This is a genomic window from Pseudarthrobacter cremeus, from assembly GCF_051857465.1.
In the GTDB taxonomy this organism is placed as follows: Bacteria; Actinomycetota; Actinomycetes; order Actinomycetales; family Micrococcaceae; genus Arthrobacter.
In genome coordinates this window covers 34,542-56,747 of sequence record NZ_JBPZHC010000008.1, presented here as the reverse complement: position 1 = coordinate 56,747, position 22,206 = coordinate 34,542, and the positions used below count along the sequence as shown (strand labels likewise).

Annotated in this window: 20 protein-coding genes; 6 read left to right on the top strand and 14 right to left on the bottom strand. The window is 63.4% G+C overall.

From position 1 onward, the window contains the following. The first annotated feature begins 63 nt into the window (after nucleotides 1–63). A complete protein-coding gene (locus ACS5PJ_RS15225; protein ID WP_439435880.1) occupies nucleotides 64–1,422 on the top strand; it encodes a protein kinase domain-containing protein in 1,359 nt (452 codons plus the stop codon). Nucleotides 1,423–1,510: 88 nt separating this feature from the next. Here the strand turns inward: ACS5PJ_RS15225 and ACS5PJ_RS15220 are convergent, their stop codons facing one another. The 11 genes from ACS5PJ_RS15220 to ACS5PJ_RS15170 form a co-directional block, all read right to left on the bottom strand. Beyond that, complete coding sequence (locus ACS5PJ_RS15220) at nucleotides 1,511–3,553, bottom strand: DNA/RNA non-specific endonuclease (RefSeq protein WP_439435707.1); 2,043 nt, start codon at nucleotides 3,551–3,553, stop codon at nucleotides 1,511–1,513. A gap of 249 nt (nucleotides 3,554–3,802) precedes the next feature. After that, nucleotides 3,803–4,900, bottom strand: a complete 1,098-nt coding sequence (locus tag ACS5PJ_RS15215) for an O-antigen ligase family protein (protein WP_439435706.1) — start codon at nucleotides 4,898–4,900, stop codon at nucleotides 3,803–3,805. Continuing rightward, complete coding sequence (locus tag ACS5PJ_RS15210) at nucleotides 4,897–5,997, bottom strand: hypothetical protein (protein WP_439435705.1); 1,101 nt, start codon at nucleotides 5,995–5,997, stop codon at nucleotides 4,897–4,899. The genes ACS5PJ_RS15215 and ACS5PJ_RS15210 overlap by 4 nt, the downstream gene beginning before the upstream one ends. Before the next feature lie 149 nt (nucleotides 5,998–6,146). After that, entirely contained in the window at nucleotides 6,147–7,364 is a 1,218-nt protein-coding gene (locus ACS5PJ_RS15205) for a trypsin-like serine peptidase (protein WP_439435704.1), read from the bottom strand. Nucleotides 7,365–7,444: 80 nt separating this feature from the next. After that, complete coding sequence (locus ACS5PJ_RS15200; protein ID WP_439435703.1) at nucleotides 7,445–8,671, bottom strand: S8 family peptidase; 1,227 nt, start codon at nucleotides 8,669–8,671, stop codon at nucleotides 7,445–7,447. 215 nt (nucleotides 8,672–8,886) lie between these two features. Beyond that, the gene (locus ACS5PJ_RS15195; protein ID WP_439435702.1) at nucleotides 8,887–10,926 is read right to left on the bottom strand and encodes a DUF8189 domain-containing protein; all 2,040 of its coding nucleotides are present in this window, start codon (nucleotides 10,924–10,926) and stop codon (nucleotides 8,887–8,889) included. Beyond that, on the bottom strand, nucleotides 10,919–11,302 hold the full coding sequence (locus ACS5PJ_RS15190) for a cupin domain-containing protein (protein WP_439435701.1): 384 nt from the start codon (nucleotides 11,300–11,302) through the stop codon (nucleotides 10,919–10,921). The genes ACS5PJ_RS15195 and ACS5PJ_RS15190 overlap by 8 nt, the downstream gene beginning before the upstream one ends. 249 nt (nucleotides 11,303–11,551) lie before the next feature. Next, the gene (locus ACS5PJ_RS15185; protein ID WP_439435700.1) at nucleotides 11,552–12,316 is read right to left on the bottom strand and encodes an ABC transporter permease; all 765 of its coding nucleotides are present in this window, start codon (nucleotides 12,314–12,316) and stop codon (nucleotides 11,552–11,554) included. Beyond that, nucleotides 12,313–13,119, bottom strand: a complete 807-nt coding sequence (locus tag ACS5PJ_RS15180) for an ABC transporter ATP-binding protein (RefSeq protein WP_439435699.1) — start codon at nucleotides 13,117–13,119, stop codon at nucleotides 12,313–12,315. Before ACS5PJ_RS15180 ends, ACS5PJ_RS15185 begins: the two co-directional genes overlap by 4 nt. 25 nt (nucleotides 13,120–13,144) lie before the next feature. Beyond that, nucleotides 13,145–13,510, bottom strand: coding sequence for a DUF1048 domain-containing protein (locus ACS5PJ_RS15175; protein WP_439435698.1), 366 nt, complete (start codon nucleotides 13,508–13,510; stop codon nucleotides 13,145–13,147). Nucleotides 13,511–13,512: 2 nt separating this feature from the next. After that, the gene (locus ACS5PJ_RS15170; protein ID WP_439435697.1) at nucleotides 13,513–13,863 is read right to left on the bottom strand and encodes a PadR family transcriptional regulator; all 351 of its coding nucleotides are present in this window, start codon (nucleotides 13,861–13,863) and stop codon (nucleotides 13,513–13,515) included. 755 nt (nucleotides 13,864–14,618) lie between these two features. Between ACS5PJ_RS15170 and ACS5PJ_RS15165 the strand changes: the two genes are divergently transcribed. The 4 genes from ACS5PJ_RS15165 to ACS5PJ_RS15150 all read left to right on the top strand — a co-directional run bounded on the left by ACS5PJ_RS15165 (nucleotide 14,619) and on the right by ACS5PJ_RS15150 (nucleotide 19,014). Continuing rightward, the gene (locus ACS5PJ_RS15165; RefSeq protein ID WP_439435696.1) at nucleotides 14,619–15,380 is read left to right on the top strand and encodes an AfsR/SARP family transcriptional regulator; all 762 of its coding nucleotides are present in this window, start codon (nucleotides 14,619–14,621) and stop codon (nucleotides 15,378–15,380) included. 591 nt (nucleotides 15,381–15,971) lie between these two features. Beyond that, on the top strand, nucleotides 15,972–17,378 hold the full coding sequence (locus tag ACS5PJ_RS15160; protein WP_439435695.1) for an esterase/lipase family protein: 1,407 nt from the start codon (nucleotides 15,972–15,974) through the stop codon (nucleotides 17,376–17,378). Between the two features lie 37 nt (nucleotides 17,379–17,415). Continuing rightward, nucleotides 17,416–18,384 (top strand): hypothetical protein, encoded by a 969-nt coding sequence (locus ACS5PJ_RS15155; RefSeq protein ID WP_439435694.1) that lies wholly within the window; start codon nucleotides 17,416–17,418, stop codon nucleotides 18,382–18,384. 3 nt (nucleotides 18,385–18,387) lie between these two features. Then, nucleotides 18,388–19,014, top strand: a complete 627-nt coding sequence (locus tag ACS5PJ_RS15150; RefSeq protein WP_439435693.1) for a hypothetical protein — start codon at nucleotides 18,388–18,390, stop codon at nucleotides 19,012–19,014. A 209-nt stretch (nucleotides 19,015–19,223) separates the two neighbouring features. Here the strand turns inward: ACS5PJ_RS15150 and ACS5PJ_RS15145 are convergent, their stop codons facing one another. Continuing rightward, nucleotides 19,224–20,015, bottom strand: a complete 792-nt coding sequence (locus ACS5PJ_RS15145) for a PIG-L deacetylase family protein (RefSeq protein ID WP_439435692.1) — start codon at nucleotides 20,013–20,015, stop codon at nucleotides 19,224–19,226. A gap of 87 nt (nucleotides 20,016–20,102) precedes the next feature. Between ACS5PJ_RS15145 and ACS5PJ_RS15140 the strand changes: the two genes are divergently transcribed. Then, nucleotides 20,103–21,344, top strand: a complete 1,242-nt coding sequence (locus ACS5PJ_RS15140; protein WP_439435691.1) for an NAD(P)/FAD-dependent oxidoreductase — start codon at nucleotides 20,103–20,105, stop codon at nucleotides 21,342–21,344. Between the two features lie 29 nt (nucleotides 21,345–21,373). Here ACS5PJ_RS15140 and uraH read toward each other — a convergent pair whose 3' ends face one another. Then, the gene (gene uraH / locus ACS5PJ_RS15135) at nucleotides 21,374–21,712 is read right to left on the bottom strand and encodes a hydroxyisourate hydrolase (RefSeq protein ID WP_439435690.1); all 339 of its coding nucleotides are present in this window, start codon (nucleotides 21,710–21,712) and stop codon (nucleotides 21,374–21,376) included. Next, a complete protein-coding gene (uraD, locus tag ACS5PJ_RS15130; RefSeq protein WP_439435879.1) occupies nucleotides 21,709–22,206 on the bottom strand; it encodes a 2-oxo-4-hydroxy-4-carboxy-5-ureidoimidazoline decarboxylase in 498 nt (165 codons plus the stop codon). The genes uraH and uraD overlap by 4 nt, the downstream gene beginning before the upstream one ends.

Here is a 22,206-nt window from a genome sequence, read left to right as displayed (position 1 = left end):
TCGCCTGTCGGTGCGGGCCCGCGGCGCAGGCCCTGGATAATTTTAAGGATCACGGGTGTGGGTATGATGCGGCGCGGGGATCTCTTAAGCGGGCGCTACAGGATAGCTGAGCTGATCGGCTCGGGTGCGCAATCGACTGTCTACCGTGCCGTTGACGAGCTGCTTCAGAGGGATGTGGCGCTTAAGCTGTTCCGCCGGAACCGTGCCGACGTCGAGCAGATCCGCAGGCAGGAGGCCGAGGTGCGTATCCTGGCGGGGATGAGCCATCCTGCGCTGGTGACGCTGTTCGACGCCGGAGCGGATCTGAGCGATCCCGAAGACCCGCACAGCTACCTGGTGATGGAACTGGTCCGCGGTCCGGATCTGCGCGAACGGGGTAGTCATGGGTCGCTGTCCGCGGCCCACGTCGCCCACATCGGGCATGACCTTGCGGACGGTCTTGCCTACATCCACCATCACGGCATTGTCCACCGGGACGTCAAACCGGCGAACGTCCTGCTCGTTGACGACGGGAGCGGGGACAGCAGGCCACGCGCCAAGCTCAGCGACTTCGGCGTCGCGACGCTGCTGGACGCAGGCCTGGACACCTTCAAGGGCGGCTCGTCAGGGACGCCGCATTACCTGAGCCCGGAACAGGCGGCCGGTGAGCCGTCCGGGACACCCGGCGATGTTTATTCGCTGGGGCTGGTGCTCCTGGAGGCCCTGACGGGACGCGTTGCCTATCCGGGCGCTCCCATCCAGTCGGCTCTGGCAAGGCTTCTACGCGATCCGCACATTCCGGAGGAGGTCGCGCCCAAATGGGCAAACCTGCTCACCTTCATGCTCGCCCGGGATCCGGCTGTACGCCCTGACGCCAAGGACGTGTCCCTGTCCTTGCGGCAGGAGATCGCAACGGGTGCCGCCAGGCACCGCGACGGGTCCCAGGAAACGGTCGACGCCGAAGAAGCCAGAATGCGGGCCGTGCACCGGTACCGGATCCTCGATACCCTCCCTGACGGGACGTTTGACCGTGTCGTGGCGGTCGCGGCGCGGATGTTTGCTGTCCCGGTAGCCATCGTGAGCATTGTGGACCACGACCGAATCTGGTTTAAGGCCCGGTACGGCACGGATGTTGAACAGATCGGCAGGGACCCGGGGCTGTGTGCCTCCGCGATCCTTCAGGAGGATGCCTGGATTGTGGAGGACGCCGCCACCGATCCCCGCACGTTGGCCAACCCGTTGGTTGCCGGCGAAGCCGGGATGCAGTTTTATGCCGGTGTTCCGTTGCGCACGCCAGACGGGTACAACCTCGGAACCCTGTGCGTGCTGGACACCGAGCCGAGGCACTTCAGTGAGGACGACACCAGGACCCTGGAGAACCTCGCAGGGATCGTGATGAATGACCTTGAACTGAGGCTCCAGACGAGGCGAAGCCTCGCCTAAAAGCCTTGGCCGGGTGCCCGGGCCTCAGCGGATCCTGCGACGGCCAAGGCGCAGTGCTGATCGACGGTTTCCCTGGCCATGTTTTCCGTTAGCGTCCGATGAACCGTATCTGCCGGACATCTGTCAGTTCGGAAACAAGGCCCTCAGTGTCCTCGATGGGGTCAAGGGCGGCAAGTGGCCCGAACGAGAGTCCCGTGCGTTGTTCGATGGAGGCGATTGATCGCTGCGAAGTTTTGTGCTTGCCAAAAACAAATTCCTCTTCACGCAGGAAATCCTGCTGAGACATCGTGTAGCCGGTGGCACAGAGTTTCCCCGTCTCGTCGTGGATGAAGGCGATGACCTTCCAGAACTCTGTCGGGATCTGGACACCGAACCGGGTTGGGTCCCCGTCCGTCAGGAACGGACCGGTGAAGACGGAGATCCGCATGTCATCCTTGCGTGCATTTTGGAGCGCGTAATTCTCGAGCTCGAGCCAGACTCCACCGTTGAAGGGTTGCATCTGGGGAACGGCGTTGGTGACGTGCATGGAGTCCGCATTCGCCTTCGACGCGCTATCCTGAGCACCCCAGACCGGGTCTTCCCGCCGGGTCATATGACCCCGCGAGAACTTTGGCTCAGCACCGTAGCACTCGTTGCGGATCTGCGCTCCAAGCGGAATCCGCGGATCTGTGCGCCAGCCCGCGCGCGGCATTGATATGGAATGCAACCCGTCGATGTTCACCGCACTGAACAAGCACATCCGGCGGCTCCTGCTCATCATGACCGCGAAATGCTCGTACCGCAGCACGTCTTCGGTGTTTCCATCGACGGTGAAGGTAAGGACATCATCCCGCCCGCCCGTTACTGCCGGCAACGGAACGTGAATGCCGAGAAATTCTTCCTCGTATCCGAGACGATCCCGGTAGTCGGCGGCAACCGCCTCGGTGAATACTTCGCCGTCTGTATCGATCTTTGTTGACGGCGCATCCGTTCGCCGATCGTGTTGGTCGCCGCCGTCCGGGTATGGTTTCCCGACCTCCACCGTCACCCGGAGTGGAACGACGAACGAGAATCCGAGCTCCGTGCGGGGAGCCGCGGCGGCCTGGAGATTTGCCGGTGCGGGGCGATCCGGAACCGTCGGCTGCACAGGACCTGGCCGGGTTCTGGCGCTCATGACTTTCTCCAGCCTCTCCGCCACGATGGTGCTCGGTACCGCAAAATTTCCTTTGAGGAAACGCCCCGCGAAGTGCAGACCCACAGCCTCGCCGGTCTTGAGCGACATCACCACCGAACCGGAGTTGCCACCCAGGGTCGAACAATCATGGCGAACCGACGTCGAATCCGAACCGGTCAGTTGCCCGGGGGCGAGCCGCTTCTTGTCGTAGACGTTCCCGAAGATCTCTTCCATCAGCTGCTGGTCCGGGATACGGCTGTCCCGGGCCGGGTAGCCAATTACCGCTACCAATTCGTCGTCCTCGTTATGTGTGGAAAGCCGGATAGGCGCTGCAAGGGGGTGCTCCCCGGTCGGGGTGACGCGAAGGAACGCCAAGTCAGGACCGTCTGAATCCTCGATGTGCAGAATACGGTTCAGCCGGAACGTCCGGTCCTTGGTGCTTCCGATCTCTTCCAGGAAGTCGATCGAGGCATTCATCGGGCTGCCGCCGATACCCTGCTTGAACACGAATGAGATGCCATCGTTGCGCCCGAACTCGGCTGCAACGTGACGGTTCGTGACCACGACGTCCGGCGTGACAAGCCAACCGGTGCCGAGCCACGACAGGTCGTGTCCCTCGACCTCGATGCGGCCGACCGCCCGTGCGGCGCTCACCACGTGGGCTGAAGCTGCCTGGAGACGTGACCCCCAGACTTTGCTTTCCGGTTCGGAGAACACGAGCTGCGCCTGATCACCGACGACGGCCAGCACCGGCCTCCCGGTCCGCAAGACAATGGTCTCCTGCGCGAATTCGAATCGGTCGACCATTTGTCCACCGACCGTGATCATCGGCCCGGGACCCGGAGGGGCTGCTTCGAGGCCGGGGGCGGCGGCCAATTCCGGAATCACAGACGTGGCCTCGCGGCGTTCGAGCATTTCCTCGCCAAGCGGGCTGTCCTGGCGTTCAATCTGTGCGTTTGCGGCCTTAAGACGGCCCATGAGATCCTCCACGTGCTTGCCTTTCAATCGATGTGGGGGCGCGGCGGGACTGGTTGATGCCGGCTTTGAGCGGTCAGGAAGATGCACCGGGCGCGGTTATCCCACGCACGAAGTAACAGGCAGTGGTGGTTGCCTCTGGCCAATTCCTTCTGCAGGTTTGACAGCCGAACATGTCAAGGATGCCGAGGCTGCCGTTACGGCCGCGTTACCGCCGGCGCCCGGGGCGATGGTCGCCACCTTCCGTCCGGCCTACCCGGCGCGAACGGACCTGGCCAGGAGTTCGTCCGTGATCGTCCTGGGTTCTGTCATGGCTAAGGCTGCCAGGGCTGAGGCTGTCCACGTGAGCGCCGTAATCCGAAGCGTGAAGTCTGTGAGGCCCGAGAGCAGGAGGGCGAGTGCAGCTAATTGGAGCCAACGATCACTGCCGAGCGGCCGGGGCACTGTTCGGAGTGCAAGGACCATCACGACCAGGGCGAGCCCGAGGCCAAATAGCCCGTACTCGACGCCCCACTGCAGCAACTCGTTGTGGGCATGTGTAGTGATCCGCGCGCCGGGGAAGGCAGGCGTGAAGGCCGCTGGCGCCGGTCCCTCGCCCAGCAGCGGCCGGTCGGCGATGCGCCGCAGGGATTCCTGCCAGAGGTGAGGCCGCTCCTGTTGCTGCTCTGAGGCGGTCCGCCAGATCACGACCGTCACGGCGGCGCCGAAGCCTGCGATGGCGAGCAGGCCTCGTTTCCAGCCCGAGTGCGTCGCGACGTATCCGATGAGAAGAACTGACGCTATCACTAACGATGTGCGACTTCCGGTTGCCAGGAGCGCGGAGCCCTGTAGCAGCAGGGCCGCCACGGGCAACCGCCCGCCGCGGAGACCGACCTCGCGGGCGGTGAGAACGGAGGTTCCGACGAGCAGTATGCCGAGCCCGTTGGGGGAGCCGAGCAGTGCGGCGGCGCGAGCTGAGGCCGGCAGCTCGGTCGAGGCAGCCGCCGTCAGCTCCACGAGGGCGATCATCGACTGGAGGCATCCCACGAGGATCAGGCCGATCGCCAACATGTCCCGGGTCAGGACGCTCATCTGGCCCACCACGAGGCATGTGAGGGCGGCAATCAGGACGAGTAGCGGCATTCGAACGGTCTCAAGCGTAAAACCCGTAAGGGTCAGGCCGATGGTCAAAAGCCAGCACATCAGTGCCGCAAATGCCACCCATAAGGCAGCGCCCCGTCGAGGCCATGCCCGGCCCGCGATCATGGCGGCGACCAGCAGCCCGACCACAACGAGCAGGTCCCGCAGGCCGGTGCCACCCCTGGAGGCAACAGCCCAAGTGAGCGCAGCCAGAAGCAGATAGGCCGTCATGGTGCTTCGTCGACCGAACTCCCGGCAGCCTGCTGGTCTTCCGGGTCGGCTTTCCCGCTCTTCCACTTCTTCCATGCCATCAACAGTGCGAGGACGGCGCCCGCGAGGCCCACTATCGGTGCGACGTACTGGACAGCCTGCTGGAGGATTTCCCCGGGGGACGGGGCTCGAGGGGTCGCTCGTGCCGATGCTGTTTTCGGGACTTTTCCTGCCAGATCCTGTGCCGCAGCATGGCCTGTAACGGTGGCCGTGAAGACGAGGGCAATCTGCCCCGGCTCATCGGAGACCACAGTCCACCGTCGGACGATGCTTTCGTCTCCCGACGTAGGCAGGGCTGTCCGCGCGGCCGCCGGGGCTGTCGTTGCCTCGACGATCGTCACCGCAGAGGAGCCCTCGCCCTTGTCCAAATCGATGTCGACGCTCAAAGTGCCGGAATGATTAGGCGCCAAGGACATGGATGCGCTGACGTCGTACTTCTCACCAACGATCATCTCGTCGGGGACTTGGACTTTCATTTCGGCAGCGGCCTTGACCGCTTCGTCGAAGTCGCGCTGGCCAGGGTGGACGTCGACAGTCACGGCGATCGGCTTGTTGACATCGATGAGGCCGGGAACCACTTGGCCTTCTACGACAACAATGGGGAGGATTCTCAGTATGAGCGTCTGCTTTCCGGCGACAATGGGCGTCACATTCCAGGTCCAGGTGAGCTCGTACCCGCCGCCAGGACGGCGGGTGCCGTCGTCGAGGAACTGGCGGGACGCGGACGTCGGCTCGATGTTGAACGTGTCCTTGGTCTCGGCCGCGAGCTGGGCCTCGTTGCTCCACGCGACCTTTACTGTCGGCAGGTTGGGTGAGGAAGTTCCGTAGATGACGGTCGCCCTGAAGGTTGCGGTCTCAAATTGTGTGATGGGCTCGGAATCGAACCTGGCATCGAGTCCGGCGTTGGTGATTGCCTCGTTGACGGTGCCGGCATCCGGCCCGGGATACACCTCCGCGTAGAGGGGTGCCCCGAGGGGCCATGCGAGGGCCAGCATCGTCACGGCCACGACGACGAGCGTCGCCCGGACGCCGGGACGTCGTCGCGCTTCCCCGAACATCGCCGCTCCCCGAAAAGAAACTTCCCCGGGGTGACTGGGGCTTGATGTGACTCCGCTCGGTTGTTGGTCGTCCACGGCGGGTTCAGTCCTGGGATCCTTGGGGGAGTGCGACGGAATGGGGTGTGGCCAGGCTTGTCCGTGCGGGGTGGTTAGCCCATGTCATGCTGTACCTCACCGAAGCGGAGGGTGATTTGCAGGGGAATGGTGAATGAAACGGCTCCATCCGCGTGGGCCGCAGGAAGTTCCGGTAGTGGTTGTGACGCAAGCAGGGCCTGCTGCTGTTCCTCGGCCGGGTGTGCAGGCCCGGCCGGAAGGGAAGGTGGGTTCAGGGCCTCCTCGAGCAGAGCCCGTTCTGGGGCGGTGAGGCCGTCTGCAGCTTTGCCAAGCCAGGTCAGGATGCTGCTGATGCGGATGCCTTCGTTGGCTATCCACTTGATCTTGAGTTCATCCTGGGTCTTGTCCCACACCGTGCCGTCGACGGTCAGGATGTCTCCTGACTCGTTGCGGTCGGGCACACCCGAGTGGTGAAGGCCGAGGATTTCCCATTGGTTGTTGTAGAGCGGTGAACCAGAGGAGCCCGGTGACGTGTCGGTGTGGTAGTGCAGGAACTGGTCGAAGCGGTCGATGAGTTCGTTCTGCTGGAGCGCGAGCTGCTTCTCGTGCCCTTCCGGGTGCTGGATGATGTTGATGGACTCGCCCAGCAGGATCTTGCCCTGGTCCTTGGTTGTGCGGTTGAATCCGAAGCCGGCCAGCGGCACAGAAGCTGTGGTTCCGTCTGGACGTGACTGCGCAGCGACCGCGACGACGGTGACATCAAGGTCGGCATCGGTCCGGAAGAAGGTATCCGGTTCGAGGTCGAACTGCGATGTAGTCAGCGGGAGTCCACTGAGCCCGTTCTGGAAGTTGAATTCAAGCCGCGAGAAACGGGCAGACGGAGCGTCGGGCAGCACATGGTTGTTCGTCAGGGCCAAGCGCGGCGAGATCATGAATCCGGTGCCGAAGCCGCGGATCTGGAAGCGGTCGCGGATGATGATCCGGCCCACGCTGCGTGAGACAGCCGAACCCAGTTCCAGGAACGCGATGCCGAGCAGGTTATTTCCGCCGATGATCCGCTCAAGCACAACATCCTGCATGCGGGCCTCTGCTGCCGGGGCGGTGTCGGCGGTTGCCCTGAGTGCGTCCATGACTACGGGCTGACGCAGGACCCGACGGGATCGCAGCGCCACCCGTTCCGGCTCATCAACGTTGAGGATACTTCCTTGCGGGGTTTGTGCCTCGGCGATCTTTTCTTCCGTGTCCGCCCGCGGACCGCGCCGCTCCTGGAACCGCGCCTGGGTTGCGGTGATGACATCTTCCGGTATCTCCATTTACCTGCTCCTCGAACGTCCGCCTTAAGCCGCCCACGCACCGCCCGGCGCCACCTTCTGATCAATCGTCGGTTAGAGCCTCAGTTGTTTGTCGTGGGTGCCTGGACCAAACCTGCTCCCACGTCCAAGGGATCCGTTCCGGACTTGAGGGGCCTGAACGTTCCCGAACCGATTAGCTTGGACTGGAGGAGTACCGGACTCAGTGGTCCCTGCGCAAGAAGCCGTTCGGCCCAGAGCGCTGTCACGCCGGCGACGTGCGGGGTCGCCATGCTGGTTCCGCTGATGGTATTGGTGCCGCCGTTGAGCCAGGCGCTGAAAACCCCGACGCCGGGACCGGCCACGGTTGCCATCGTGTTGGAAAACGGTGCCACGGTGAGTCCGCCGGCGCCGTCGGCCAAGGCCGCCACGGACGTGATCCCGAACGCCGCGGCGGGCGGGGCGACGTTGATCTCGTAAGCGGGATTGCCGGTGCGTTGGCTTTCGTTGCCGGCGGCTGCTACGACGATTGTGGTCTGGGCGACTGAGGCGCGGGCGTTGAGAAGGTTGGCCAGCTGCTCGAAAAGCCGGACGTTGGCGCGGTAGCCTTCGAGTGCTATCGATGTTGCTGCGGGAATCGACAGACCGTTTACCTTGACCAACTCGTCGACCCAGCCTGGGAAGTCCATGCCCAGCGACATGGAGATGACGTTGGCGCCGTTGTCGGCCGCCCACAGCATTGCCGAGGCGAGAATGTCGCTGCTGCCGCCGTTCGGGCCGCCGAGGACCTTGCCGATCAGTGCTTTCTGGACGCCGCGGGCGACGCCGATCCGCTGGCCGCCCAGATCGCGGCCGAAGATCGTGCCCGCGCAGTGCGTGCCGTGGCCGTTGTCGTCCTCGGCGCTGCCGGCGCCCGTGAAATCCTTCGTGATAAGGTCGACGCCGGCGAAGGCGGGATGGTCGACGTCGATACCGGTGTCCAGGACCGAGACGGTCACCCCGGCACCCGTGAAGGGTGAGGTGTCTGCACCCACGGCCTTGACGCCCCATGTCACAGCAGCGGTCGTTGCCGCGTCTGCTTCGAGTGGTTCGATGAGTTTCATTGGCATCGCGGGTGCGAAGCCGAGGACCGTGGGATCGTTCCTCAGTGCGTTGATCGTTGACCGTGAGGGGTTGTCATTGCTTTCCACTGTCATCCCCACAGCACGTTCCACGACGCCCTGAACGGCTGATTCGAGTCCCGGGGCACCCGGCCCCTCGAAGGGGTCGCGCGTGGCACGCAGGGCAGGGGCGCGTAAAATCACGATCTTCTGGTTGATCTGTTCGGACATCTGGGGCTCCTTTGGCCTTGACACGGCCGTGATGGCGCCTTTGGCGCGTGGATTGCAGGTATGGCAGGCATCAAAATTCTGCCGACGGACGCATCGACATGGTGCTAGGTCTACAGGAGGCAGCGTTACTTAAGCGTTACCGGTCGAGCTGGGACAACTCATCAGGACGGCGGCAACTTCTGTTGCCGCCGTCCTGATGGCCGATAGGTGTCCGGTCAGACTGTTGCGTTCATTCCCCTTGCAGGCATCTTCCCGGAAGCGTCTTCTTCGGCCTTCGTGGAGCCGTCCATTGCGCCAACGGGCATGGCCGGCGCAGCGGGCCGTTGTTGGCCGTTTTCGGTCACGCTCCCGCCCATGGCGCCAGCAGGCATCTTGACCGTTTCGCGGGCGCCGCCGTCGGAAGATACGTCAGCCTCCCCGCCCATGGCCGCAGCACCGGACGCCGCGGTGGACTCTTCCGTCAGGAACGGCATGTTCTGCCACATGTGCCACAGGGCGTTGTCCGTGCCCCGGACAAAGACCTCCAGGCGGCCATCGGCGTTGTTGCCCACCGTGATGTTGGAGGTGAGGATGCCGCCCAGTGAGTGCCAGCCGGACCATCCGCTGTTGGGTGCTGTCTGCCACATGTGCCACAGGGCGTTGTCGGTACCCCGGACGAAGGCCTCAAGCCGGCCGCTCGCATTCCTGCCCAGGGCGATGTTGGATGTGAGGATGCCGCCCAGGGACTGCCAGCCGGACCAGTTGCCGTTGGGCGCCGTTTGCCACATGTGCCACAGGGCGTTGTCCGTACCGCGGACGAAGGCCTCAAGCCGGCCGTCGGCGTTGCTGCCAACGGTGATATTGGATGTGAGGATGCCGCCCAGGGACTGCCAGCCGGACCAGTTGCCGTTGGGCGCCGTTTGCCACTTGTGCCACAGTGCGTTATCCGTACCCCGGGCGAAAACCTCCAGCCGGCCGTCCTTGTTCTTGCCCACCGCAATCTCCGAGGTGATCACGCCCCCCTGGGAGTTCCAACCGGCCCAGTTGCCGTTGGGCGCGGTCTGCCACCTGTGCCACACGGCGCCGTCGGTCCCCCGTGCGAAGACCTCCAGACGCCCATCGGCATTGCGCCCGGCAGCCGGCGGTCCGGTGATGACCCCGCCCATGGAGTTCCAGCCGGACCAGGTGCCGTTCGGTGCAATTTGCCACTTGTGCCACAGGGCGTTGTCAGTGCCCCTGGCAAATATTTCCAGGCGCCCGTCCTGGTTGTTGGCCACTGCGATCTCAGTGGTGATGACCCCGCCCTGGGAGTTCCAACCGGCCCAGTTGCCGTTGGGTGCCGTCTGCCATCGGTGCCATACGGCGCCGTCGGTTCCCCGGGCAAATGCCTCCAGGCGGCCGTCCTTGTTGTTACCGACAGCAATATCCGAGGTGATGACGCCGCCCAGGGAGTTCCACCCGGACCATGCCTGCGGGGCGGCCGGGTACAGCGCCCGAAACCCGTCGATGTCGTCCTGGGTGAGTACGCGCTTGGTGAAGTTGGACGCCACGGTGGGTGCCATGACAGAGTTGGCCACGCTGGAGTGCGCCAGCCCCACGATATGGCCGAGTTCGTGGAGGGCCACCGTCTCGATGTCGAAGGCGCTTGCGGCGGCCCCCACGCTCCAGACATGTTCGCTGTCGTCAAAATGGACCGGCTTGGGCAGGGTGTTGGTGATGACACTGCACCCTGGGGGGAAATCGGCGTGGGCCAGGATCCCGCCAACCATCGAGTGGTCCGGGTCCGCTGCCGGCCGCCAGCCGATGCGGATGTCCGGGCTGGAGCCGATGGCCACCTCGGTGAAGGTCAGTCCGCCCAGGGTTTGCCAGCTCTGGATGGCACGCCTGATGGCGTCGAACTCCGCGGTGCCCGCGACGTCGTCGGTTCCGGTGTCGAAGGCATAGGTCAGTGTCCGGTCCGCCCACGCGCACTGTGTCGCAAAGGCGATTTCCCCGGCCCGCATGTCCGGAAGCCCGCAGCGTGGCCGCATCATTGCCTCGCGGGTGGTGTCGTCGAAGACGCCGGTCACGGGCAGATGGAAGAACTCCTGGAAATTTTTGAGGGCTCCCTCGGTGGGATCGTCCAGGACGCCCAGTTCCCTGGGGGTTGTTTCCTCCAGATAGCCAAATCGCTCGAGGTAGCTTTGCACCTTGCTGAAGCCCGGATTCCGTTCGCCTGGGGCGGTGTTTTCGACGGCGGCCAGGTACGGGGCCACGCGGTACTGCTCTTCAGTCATTGGACTCTCCTTGATCTGTTCGGATGCTTCGCAGGATCTGCAGGGCAGTGCCCCTTTGGGCGTCGCCGGATAGATGGACGACGGCGGTGGCGCGGCCGGGGAAATTGGCGGCGACCGTGCGGATGCCCTCCTCTTCGAACGAGACGAAGTCCGCCGTGTCGCTGCCTACCGCTTCCTGCCAATGCTCGTAGCCGGGTTTGTCCGTGTAGCGGGTAAGGGGGTCGGCGAAGGGGCTTGCATCCACGGTCAGGCGTATGCCGGCGCCCTCCAGCACAGTAGCTTCGCCCTCGATGGCGCGTTCAGGAGTGGGTGCAAGCTGCTCCGGGACATCCAGTGCCAACCCTGCTACCCGGAGGGAACTCCACGGCTGTCCCATAGCACCGTCCTTCCGCACGCGGGGGAACACAGGTACCAGTCGATCAGGGGTGCGTTACGGCGCCGTTACTGCCCCGGGTGGTGCACTGCAGGCTTGACCGACGGGTGAGCCCACTCTGGTGACACCCGCAACGTGCTGGGGGAACCGGGCCGTTGCTCAGCTTGACGAAGGCTCCGGTGAAATTGACGACCAGGAAAGCTGTGGCGCACCCCACGGAGTCTGGAAGGCAGAAATGGCCACCTCCCTTTCTCAGCTGACCTTTCGGCGGTATGTGGCGATGGCAAACGCATAGGCCACCACGAGGAGGCCAGCGAGCCAGGCGAGGGCGATCCAGATGTCACTGCCGCCGGGTTCCTGGGCGAGCAGGGCCCGGATGGTGTTCACGATGGAGGTCACAGGCTGGTTCTCCGCGAACCATGCCACCGGACCGGGCATCGTGGCGGTGGGCACGAACGCCGAGCTGATGAACGGCAGGAAGATCAGCGGGTAGCTGAATGCGCTGGCGCCGTCGACTGTCTTGGCGGACAGCCCGGCAATGACGGCGATCCAGGTCAGTGACAGGGTGAACAGGACCAGGATCCCGGCGACGGCGAGCCAGGCGGCAATCGATGCTCCGGTGCGGAAGCCCATGATCAGCGCAACGCCGATGACGATCGCCACCGAGACCAGGTTGGCAGCGAGCGAGGTGAGCACGTGCGCCCAGAGCACGCTGGACCTGGCGATGGGCATGGACTGGAAGCGTTCGAAGATGCCGCCCTGCATGTCCAGGAACAGCCGGTACGCGGTGTAGGCGACGCCGGAGGCGATGGTGATGAGCAGGATGCCGGGGAGCAGGTAATTCACGTACGACTCGTCGGATCCGGTGGTGATTGCGCCGCCGAACACGTAGACGAACAGCAGCATCATGGCGATCGGGGTGACCGCGGTGGTCATGATCGTGTCCGGGCTGCGGAGGATGTGGCGCAGCGAGCGGGCGGTCAGGACACCGGTGTCACCGAGGACGTGGGTGGTCATCGTGGTTCCTTTCGTGCCGGGACCGTACCCTGGGTGCGGCCGTCATTGACGAGGGCGAGGAAGACATCCTCGAGGGAGGGCTGCTTCTCGACATATTCCACTTCCGCGGGCGGGAGGAGCTGCTTGAGCTCGGCAAGCGTCCCGTCCTGGATAATCGTGCCGTTGTGCAGGATCGCGATGCGGTCTGCGAGCTGTTCGGCCTCCTCGAGCTGCTGCGTGGTGAGCAGCACCGTCGTGCCCTGGCCGGCAAGCTGCCTGACGGTCTGCCACACTTCGAGCCTCGCCTGGGGGTCGAGCCCGGTCGTCGGTTCGTCAAGGAAGATGATCGGCGGATTCCCTATCAGGCTCATCGCGATGTCGAGCCGGCGCCGCATGCCGCCGGAGTAGGTCGACGCCTTGCGGTTCCCCGCTTCGGTGAGCGTGAAGCGGGCGAGCAGGTCGTCGGCGATAGCGCCCGCGTTCTTCAGGTGACGCAACTTTGCGACCAGCACGAGGTTCTCCCGCCCGGTGAGCACCTCGTCGACGGCGGCGAACTGGCCCGTCAGGCTGATCGACTCGCGCACGTCACCAGGCTGCGCCCCGACGTCGAACCCGCCCACTGTGGCGGTGCCGGCGTCGGCCTTCAGCAGTGTGGACAGGATCCGCACCAGCGTGGTCTTCCCGGCGCCGTTCGAGCCGAGCAGTGCGAAGATGCTCCCTGCCCTGACCTCGAAGTTGACGCCCCGCAGCACGTGCAGGTCCTTGAACGACTTCTCAATGCCATGGACCCGGATCGCAGGTTCCAGGGCCTGGTCAGCGGTCATTGCTCATTCTCCTTTCTTGATACGTTCAGGCATCGTCGTCGGCGGCCTGATTAATGGTGTCGGTGAGGCGCTTGCGCTCCTTGTTGATCCACTGGCCGTCCGAATAGTTCCGGATAAAGGTGTCCGCGAACTCCACCGGGTCTTCCCCGACGATGTCGCGGATCGGGGTGCCGTCTACGGCGGCACGTTCTATCAGGTCGGCGAGGTCCTCGAGCATCTGCATCAGGACGTCGCCTTTGACGATCGACCCCGCATACATGAAGTAGCGTTCGAGTCCGTCGATGGCGGTCCGGTAGCTCGGCGGAAACTGCTCTTTGCGGGCCTTGTACCGGCGCCAGCGTTTTTTGTCCTCGAATGAGCCAGTGATCCGCTCTATCCAATTTGCGGCCATGATTATTCTCCTTCGCCCTGCGGGCGTTCAATGTTGTGGCGGAGCCGCTCGATCCGGTTTTCGAGGAAGCTCCAGGACCTCCAGAATTCTTTGAGGTAGTCGCCGCCCAGTGCGTTGAGGGAATACACCTTGCGTGGCGGCCCCTTCTCGGACGGGACTTTTTCCACGTCCACGAGCCCGCGCTGTTCAATCCTGACCAGCAGTGCGTAGACGGTGCCCTCGACGATGTCGGAGAAGCCCTGCTCGCGCAGCCGCGCCGTGATCTCATAGCCGTATGCCGGCTGCACGGCCAGGATAGCGAGGACGATGCCTTCCAGCGTGCCCTTGAGCATCTCGGTCATCTGCTTGCCCACGGATCCCGCCCTCCAACTACTTAGTGTTGCTGACTACCACTACATAGTAACACTGAATAGTGAGGTGGGAACGGGGCTGGACGTTGCTAATTTGAGCCTGAAAACGAGCTGGTCCGGCCGCATCCGAACGGCAGTATTTGAGGAAAGCTTCCTCCGCTGTCGGATTGGAGAATAGAGCCGTGCCGCTACTTTTCGACATCTGCTCCGTGCTGACGTTCTGGGCAGGAGTAGCCGGATTGTGTACCCCATGGACGGCCACCGGAATGACGGGCAGGCCACTCCGGACGCTTCAGCGCGTCCGGTCATCCTACGCAAAGGCACGGCAATCGATCAGGGCGCGCGCGAATCGCCTGGACTTGCTGAGCGCGCCAAAAATTGCCTTTAGAAGGATTAATCCCTGAACGGCACTGTCGGCAGGCAGGGGGATTATCTCGTGCACGTTGTCCAATAGTGCACGACGGCGGCTGGCCGGCGCTTGCCGGCCTGCCCAGAGCGCGACTCCAGGGGTTCGACGCTTCCGCAATGTTAGCGCTCATGAATCACTCACTGCGCCCAGAATTCGAGGGTTTCCACGGGCAATTGAAGTTTCATGTGAATCTGTTTTTCGGATAGCGCACTATCGGCACACAAAGGAGGGGGCGGGGCTTATTGACATCATCCATCGTTTTGAGGATCCTCATTGCTATCTGCTCAACTATTTCAGACCGAACCGAAATCAGATTCCTATGGGCAACGAAGGCTATGGAGAATTGAAATTGGAATTGCTTGGGCCTTGGCGGCTTTGCCGAGACTCAACGGTCCTGCGTGTTGCCACCCGCCAGCAACGTCTCATCGCGGCGCTGGCCATCCGAGGTCCAAGCCCCCGGAGCTTCCTCGTCGGTCTGCTGTGGCCCGAGTATCCTGATGCCCGGGCCTTGGAGAGCCTTCGCGTAAGCGTTCACCTGGTCTCACGCCAGGTGCCTGGCCTGATCGTCAATGCGGGCGCGATGCTCTCCCTAAACGAGCGGGTTGAAGTGGACCTCCACAGGGTCCGGGCAAGGATTCTGGCCTTGGGCCGGGCCCGGTTCGACACGGACGCCGCCTCAATGCTGAACGAGTTGCGTGACGCTGAGGTGCTTCCCGGCTGGTACGAGGACTGGGTGATTTTTGAACAGAGCAGGCTGCGGCAGGATCGGCTCCGGGCCTTCACCTCATTGGCCAGGCAGTCGCTGGCCCGGGGTGATTCTGACGGGGCAGGAGCCGCCGCGGAGGCAGCACTGGAACTGGAACCCCTCTATGAGAACGCCGTCCTGCTCCTGATTGCATCGGAAATACAGCAAGGCAGGCCTGCGGCAGCACTGAGATCCTACGAACGGTACCGGGACAAACTGAGGCAGGACATGGGCCTTCTGCCTTCAGCGGCCATCAACGGGCTCGTCGCCGATGCCCTTGACCTTCATCCCGGTTCAAGGAAGGAACAACTAGATCCGGCCGGCGATTCCTGGCTGCGCGGCCAGCCACTCCTGCACCACTCGTAGAATCTCATCGGGGTCAGTGGTAGCCACAGTTCGTAGGGCAATGCCGGGAGTCTGTCCGTAGGTTATTCTCGCCCGCAACCTCTGAGGATGACCGGGCTCGTACCATGTGCGGATAAGCAACGTTCCGAGGGCAGGATCGTCCTCGTGGTCATCGGGCGGCGCTGCCCCGCGTTCCTGATTCATCTCGCGGTCACCCACTCCCGTCCTGCGCCTTGCTGGCTGCTCTGATCCTGCTGCAGAACCATCAGGGGTTGGCACACCCTTTGCGAAATATTGGCAAAAGATTCGGGCAGGACACGTGTCCATGGCCCCGGTAACGCTGCAGTAACGCCTCGTGGTGGATTCTGCTTATAACCACCAGGCACCTTGTCGCCTCCTGAAAGGTGCACCTGTTTTCGGGAAAAGGAACACGAGATGGGCTACGCGGGTGATGATGGCAGGCTGCCTTTGATTTATGTGCGCGGCTTCGCGGGCAATGGCTCTGCAATTAACAGTGCCGTGGATGATCCCTTTTATGGTTTTAGCCAGGGATCGGTTCACGTCCGTGCAGACAGCAACGGAAGGGCGAAATTCCACCAGTTTGAATCGCCCATGCTCCGGCTGGTTACTGACCACAAATATGAGGTGCCGGTCCACGGGGATCAATGGGCTTTCCTGAACAGCGCGGACGCCGGAACCGTGAATCCCGCGTCCGTGTGGATACATCGTTTTTACGATCAATCGGCCGCCACGTTTTCTGATGAGCCTGAGAGCTTCTCCTTCGAGGAAGCGGCCCAGGATCTCTTCAACCTCATCAAGCTTGTCCTGGAAAAAACCGGTGCCCCGAAAGTCTTCCTTGTCGCGCACTCCATGGGAGGGCTGATCTGCCGCTCGCTCCTCCAGCGTGTCATCCCGGAGGCTCTCGCCGGTGAAGGCGGGACGGTCGACCCTGCTGCGGGGCACCGGTATGTGGCCAGAGTCTTCACCTACGCCACGCCGCACGGAGGAATCCGCTTCGCGATAGGTTTCGGGCTGCTGGAGCGCATCCGGGATGCCACCGGAGTTCACGGGGCGGACATTTTCGGCCCCGACCGGATGTACGACTACCTCACACCGGCAGCCATCAGGCAGAGGCGAACGAGGAGCGACTTCAATCCGACTGAAATTCCCGACGACGGGTTTCCGGTGGATGAACTGTTCTGCCTGGTCGGGTCGAACCCGGAGGACTATGACGTGGCTTTCGGCTTGTCTTCCAAAGCGGTGGGTGCCCGCAGTGACGGCCTCGTCCAGATTGACAATGCCGCTGTCCGCGGCGCACCGCTGGCAGTGGTGCACCGCAGCCACAGCGGACGCTACGGAATCGTCAACTCCGAAGAGGGTTACCAGAACCTTCAGCGCTTCCTCTTCGGGGATCTTAAGATCGAGGTGGAGCTCGTGGGCTTTACCGTCGGCAAGGCCGCGCCGCCGGAAGTCGAGTTCCAGCTCGACGTCGGGCTTGCCATACGGGGCCTTCCAGTACTGGTCCATGAACAAAGCGCGGCGCACTTCTGTCCCGTCCAGATAGAGCACTGGAAAGAAGGTGACCCGATCGACTCGCCCGTACCGCTGCTGACAACTTTTCTTTCGTCGAAAGCACCCCGACCGCGCGTCGAAGGCAAGGAAGTGCCGCGGCTGCGCCATGCGCTCAAACTCCGGCTGATGTCCATCACCGAAAAGGAAGGACATTTCTTCTTCGACGACCATATGGAACAGACCGAGGACTGGCAGGACACCCTGCTCGTTGACATCGAACCCCCTTCCGCAGAAAGCCCGCTGCCTAAAGCCTGGGCGGCGTGGAACAGCACCATTCCAACCGCGCTCCGGGACTGGAATCCGGACCCCAATGATCAGCTGAAGGACACGGACAGCGCACCCCAACACTGGCGAGGACGCATCGACGTCCCGGAGATCTCCAAAGGCCTGCTTGGACTCAACGCAGGGATCCGCATCACGGTTTCCCCCCGCACCCTGATTTTGTAAGTCACAGGGGGAATGGGAACGGGCAAGGACGGGACCTGTGAATTCGGGCGGCAGAATCCCGGCGGGTCTTCAAAGACCACAGCGGTTCCGCGCAACTGCGTCCGAGCGGCCCGGTTCGTCGCGAAAGAACCCGGCAACAACAAAAGGTGCGGATCTTAGCCACTCGGTTATACAGTGGTTTGCCATTATTGCGCCTCTGACAACAGTTGCCACCGCGCTGTCATTCTGGTTCGGCTGGACTATGACCGCTACCCGTACCGCATACTTCGGCATTGATCAAAGTGTCCTGGAATACTCGACGGTGGATTATCTCCTGCGAAGCGCGGATGCGTTGATCGTTCCAGCAATATCAATTCTTCTTGTCAGCGTTGCTTGCCTCGGAATTCATGCTCTAACGCTAAGTATTATCCGACGGTCCATTGGCTTGCGCTATATCCAAATCGGCGCCTGGTTAGTGCTCTTGGTGGGAATTCTCGTCACGTCACTTGGGGTTTGGACGATGTTCAAGGAACTTCCCGTCGCGACCCCGTTCCTCTTTGAGCCCACGGCGCTGGGCGGCGGAATCGCCCTGGGTGCCTATGCTTTTTGGGTACTTCGGCGAACGGCATTGACTGATCGAAGCCTCCTGCACGTGCCTTTGTGGGAAAAGCTCGGGTACGTGTCCGTGGTCCTCCTTGTGGTTGTGGCCTTGTTTTGGGCGTGCTCGTCATATGCCGGAGCCCTGGGCACTGGCAGATCGAGGGAATACGCACGGGATCTGGATAAGCGCCCCTCGGTGACGGTCTACAGTGTCCAATCCCTGGCCATGGGCAGCCCCGTGAAGGAGGAGAGGATTTCGTCTCCCGATTCCAAATACCGTTTCAGGTACACCGGGCTCAAATTTGTCACGCTGAGTGCCGACAAGTACTTCCTGCTTCCCGCAAACTGGTCGCGCAGTTCGGGCGTCGCCATTGTCCTGGAGGAGAGTCCGGAATACCGGGTCGAGTTCAATCCGGGCGGAGGATAGGGAATGAAGCAGGAAGCAATGTACAGGTGGCTGTCTTGCGTTATGGGCGCCATCATTTTAGCTGGTTGCACTACACCGTCCAAGGAAAATGGTTCTGAGCCGGTGGCAGTCGAAAACCGGGTGAAGGTCGGCGAGACCAATTGGGTTGTCGAGTACGGAAATGGTCGTGACGTGGCGGATTCCGGCACGATTGAATCATTTGAAATTGTCAACAACACTGACGCAGATATAAGAGTGCCGGACGCTGGGCTCAACAATACCGCGTTTAGAATAATTCTTAATAACTGTGCCAACGTGATTCTGAAACCCGGACGGTCCTGCATCCTTCGGGGCGAATGGGGGACAGGGAACACAAGGGAGGCAACCCTGAATGTAGCTGTTTCCAAACAGAACGGGGAGAATGCCGCAACCGAAAGCATTTCAGTCCCACTGGGGGCAGCTGAAGGTTCGCACGCGCCGCCGACGAGCAAAACCGTTTCCCCCACGCCGTCTCCTAGCTCCACAACCTCACCGTCGCCGTCGGGAACGGCAACCACCGGGACGCCAACGCCCACACCGTCGACGACGTCGGGTTCTCCGGGTCAGAAGCCGTCAGTTGCTCCTACTTTCGGTGGTTCAACCGGGAAGTGACGGGGAGCGGCCACATAGGGGTGAGGCATGCAGGGTGCGCTGCTGCGGGCCTGCCCGAGCCGGTTTCCGGACAACGGGCTCTCTTCTCTTCGGTGGCTGCTGCCCGGCTCAACAGTCCGTGTGGGTGTGGTGGCGACATTGAACAACATTGTCGGCCACCAGGGCAGGATCCGAAGGTCACCTGGACTCCGCGGGCGGTGTGCCGGCGGTCAAAGACCTTCGAAGAGATCGGTCAGCAAGGCACTTCCGGCAGGCCGGCCCGGCCACGCCATGACTGACGATTCCCGGGACACGATCCTGGCCCAACGGCGCTCATCCACGCCCGGATCGATCAGGACATCCCGCTGGGACTTATGCTCCAGCAGGCCGGCGACGATCCGGGACGCCACCGCGCTCGTGTCCACTTCGATGTCGATCCGCTCATCGGGAACCGGACGCAGGTGGTATTCGCGGGTTGGGTCCCAGGGCGTCAATCCCAGGCGTTGCCGGCTGATGTTCCAGCGGTCAAAGGTCGAGGCGCGCATGGCACCGTGCACCAACCGCCGCAGGCCCGGGCCCGGCGTTTCCCTCGCCCGGGCGAAGGCTTCGTCCGTTGCCCTGCCCACCGCGATATGGTCCCGGTGCCCGGTGACTCCGTCAGGCCCGAAGGTGGCCACCACCTGCGGCCGTTCCTCGAGCAGGATCTCCAGGATCCTGCCCACCAGTTCCTCAAAGTCGACTTCCGGCACCCTCCCGTCGGCGTAGTCCAGCCATTCGTGCCGGTCGGGGATTCTGCCGTGGGCCTGCCACGCGTTGGCGCTCTCCCGGCGCCGCCAGGCACCCAACTCTGCAGGCGTCGTCGGGACACCCTTACTGATCTGTCCGGCGCCGCCGTCGGTTGCAAGCACCAGGCAGAACCTGAACCCGGGGTCGTTCTCGTGCAGGGCAATCGAGCCCGCGCACCCGTACGCATCGTCATCGGGGTGGGCAACCACAACCGCCAGTGAGTGCGGCTCATTCACAAGACAGACGGTAAGCCCAACATCAGGGGAATCACAAGGCTGGTCTGGCACCTGTTGCTTCGACGTCAGGTGGAGTAGGTTGCTCGGATGGAGCAGACGTATCAGGTCATCGTGGTCGGGGCCGGGTTTGCCGGCCTGAGCGCTGCCAGGAAGCTTGGCCGCAAGGGCGTCAGGGTGTTGCTCATCGACGCCAACAACTATCACCAGTTCCAGCCCCTCCTCTACCAGGTGGCGACGTCGCAGATCGGTGTCTCGGCCATTGCCCGGCCCATCCGTTCGGTGTTCCGCCGCCTCAGATCGGTCAGGGTGCTCACCGCGGAAGTCGCGACGGTGGATGCTGCCAAGCGCGCAGTCACCACCGTGGAGGGCGATACATTCCAGGCCCAGGTCCTCGTCATCGCGGCCGGCGCCGTGCCCAACTTCTTCAACACCCCGGGCGCGGAAGAGCTTGCCTTCCCGTTGTACTCGGTCCTCGACGCCACCCGGCTCGGTACCAGGCTGACCCATCTTCTCGATCAGGCCGACCGGGAGGCCGGGGGCTCCGTGGACGTGGTGGTCATCGGCGGCGGCCCCACCGGCGTGGAGACCGCCGGGGCCATGATGGAGAACGTCAAGTACGTGGTCTCCAAGTACTTCTCGCCAGAGCTCGCGGCCCGGTGCCATGTGCACCTGGTGGACATGATCCCGACGGTACTGAATGCGTTTTCGGCCAAGTCGCAGGAATACACCAGGCAGCGCCTCGAGAAAATCGGCGTCGACCTGCATCTGGGGGTGGGCGTCACGGAGGTCCGGCCGGACGGCGTGACGCTCGCCGACGGGGCGTTCATTCCCGGCCGGGTGGTGGTGTGGGCGGGCGGCCTGAAGGCCGGCAAAATCATCACGGACTCCGGCATCCCGCAGGGCAAGGGCGGGCGGATCGATGTGCACCCGGACCTGACCGCGCCGGAATTCGATGGTGTGTACGTCCTCGGCGACGCAGCCAACATCACCGATTCGACAGGCGCAAAACTGCCTCAGCTAGGCTCCGTAGCCCAACAGGCCGGGAAGTGGGCGGCGAAGAACATTTATGCCGACCTTACCGGCGGTGAGCGCAAGCCATTCAAGTACTTGGACAAGGGCTACATGGGGATGATCGGCCGGGGCGCTGCGGTCGCCGAGATCGGTCGCAAGCGCGTCCAGCTGCAAGGGCCGCTGGCGTTCGTGGCCTGGCTGCTGGTGCACCTCGCCCTGCTGTCCGGATTCCAGCAGAAGGTCCGCGCACTCTTTTCCTGGCTCAACGGCTACATCACCCACAGCCCCGCCCAGGTGGTAGTGGGCCGGCCGGAGTGACCGCCGGGCCACACGGCCGAGGTACCGGGTCAGCTGCCCCGGTAGGTTGAGTAGGCGAACGGGCTGAGCAGCAGCGGCACGTGGTAGTGCTCGGCACCCGTCACAGAGAAGACGAGGTCCACTTCGGGGAAGAACGTGGGTGTTCCGAGGCGCTCGTAGTAAGCCCCGGTGCCGAAGTTGAGGCGGTAGGTCCCCGGCTCCAGCTGCCCGGGGCCGAGGTCTTTCGCCCGCCCGTCGGGGTCTGTGGTGCCGTTGCCCACGGACGTCCAGGTCCCGCCGTCGCGCCGGTAGAGTCCGACGGCGACGCCCGCGGCGGGGCGCCCTGATCCGGTGTCCAAGATGTGTGTGGTGACTTGTGAGGTACTCATGGGCTGATGGCTCCTTGAAGGCGCAGCAGTGCGATGTCCCTTAGCTGCGCTGCGATGATGGGCTCTTCCTGCTCCGGGGTATGCGCCAGCCTTTCCCGGAGGACGGTGAGGATTTCTTCGCCAGTGCGCCCCGCGGCGCGGATCAGGAACACCCGGCCGAACTTGTCCTCATAAGCGCGGTTCCCGTCAGCCAGGGCCGCTGCCAGGGTTGCGTCCGCCGGGCCCAGCCCTGCCTGCTCGGAACGCGACATGGCTGCCTCGGCGGTGCGCGCCGTCGGGCTCTCCCCGATGCGCGGGTGATGGGCCAAAGCGGCCTCAACCTCCTCCGGGGTGAAGGGGTCCGCTGCGTGCCGGGCGAAGTCCAGCAGGTGCTGCTCGGAGGCGAACGGGCGGGCTCCTGCGATCTCTTCCACCCAGCGCCGGACATCGACGCACGGGCGCAGGATGGCCCCGGCCTGCGCGGCGGATGCTGCGTTGAAGGCAGCCAGTTTCAC

Bases quoted from the DNA above. Each gene is read 5' to 3' on its own strand.
- ACS5PJ_RS15195 (WP_439435702.1), bottom strand. From the start codon at position 10,926: ATGACTGAAGAGCAGTACCGCGTGGCCCCGTACCTGGCCGCCGTCGAA.
- ACS5PJ_RS15140 (WP_439435691.1), top strand. From the start codon at position 20,103: ATGGAGCAGACGTATCAGGTCATCGTGGTCGGGGCCGGGTTTGCCGGC.
- ACS5PJ_RS15185 (WP_439435700.1), bottom strand. From the start codon at position 12,316: ATGACCACCCACGTCCTCGGTGACACCGGTGTCCTGACCGCCCGCTCG.
- ACS5PJ_RS15160 (WP_439435695.1), top strand. From the start codon at position 15,972: ATGCTCCGGCTGGTTACTGACCACAAATATGAGGTGCCGGTCCACGGG.
- ACS5PJ_RS15180 (WP_439435699.1), bottom strand. From the start codon at position 13,119: ATGACCGCTGACCAGGCCCTGGAACCTGCGATCCGGGTCCATGGCATT.
- ACS5PJ_RS15220 (WP_439435707.1), bottom strand. From the start codon at position 3,553: ATGGGCCGTCTTAAGGCCGCAAACGCACAGATTGAACGCCAGGACAGC.
- ACS5PJ_RS15150 (WP_439435693.1), top strand. From the start codon at position 18,388: ATGAAGCAGGAAGCAATGTACAGGTGGCTGTCTTGCGTTATGGGCGCC.
- uraH (WP_439435690.1), bottom strand. From the start codon at position 21,712: ATGAGTACCTCACAAGTCACCACACACATCTTGGACACCGGATCAGGG.
- ACS5PJ_RS15210 (WP_439435705.1), bottom strand. From the start codon at position 5,997: ATGTTCGGGGAAGCGCGACGACGTCCCGGCGTCCGGGCGACGCTCGTC.
- ACS5PJ_RS15190 (WP_439435701.1), bottom strand. From the start codon at position 11,302: ATGGGACAGCCGTGGAGTTCCCTCCGGGTAGCAGGGTTGGCACTGGAT.
- ACS5PJ_RS15205 (WP_439435704.1), bottom strand. From the start codon at position 7,364: ATGGAGATACCGGAAGATGTCATCACCGCAACCCAGGCGCGGTTCCAG.
- ACS5PJ_RS15175 (WP_439435698.1), bottom strand. From the start codon at position 13,510: ATGGCCGCAAATTGGATAGAGCGGATCACTGGCTCATTCGAGGACAAA.
- ACS5PJ_RS15215 (WP_439435706.1), bottom strand. From the start codon at position 4,900: ATGACGGCCTATCTGCTTCTGGCTGCGCTCACTTGGGCTGTTGCCTCC.
- ACS5PJ_RS15200 (WP_439435703.1), bottom strand. From the start codon at position 8,671: ATGTCCGAACAGATCAACCAGAAGATCGTGATTTTACGCGCCCCTGCC.
- ACS5PJ_RS15225 (WP_439435880.1), top strand. From the start codon at position 64: ATGATGCGGCGCGGGGATCTCTTAAGCGGGCGCTACAGGATAGCTGAG.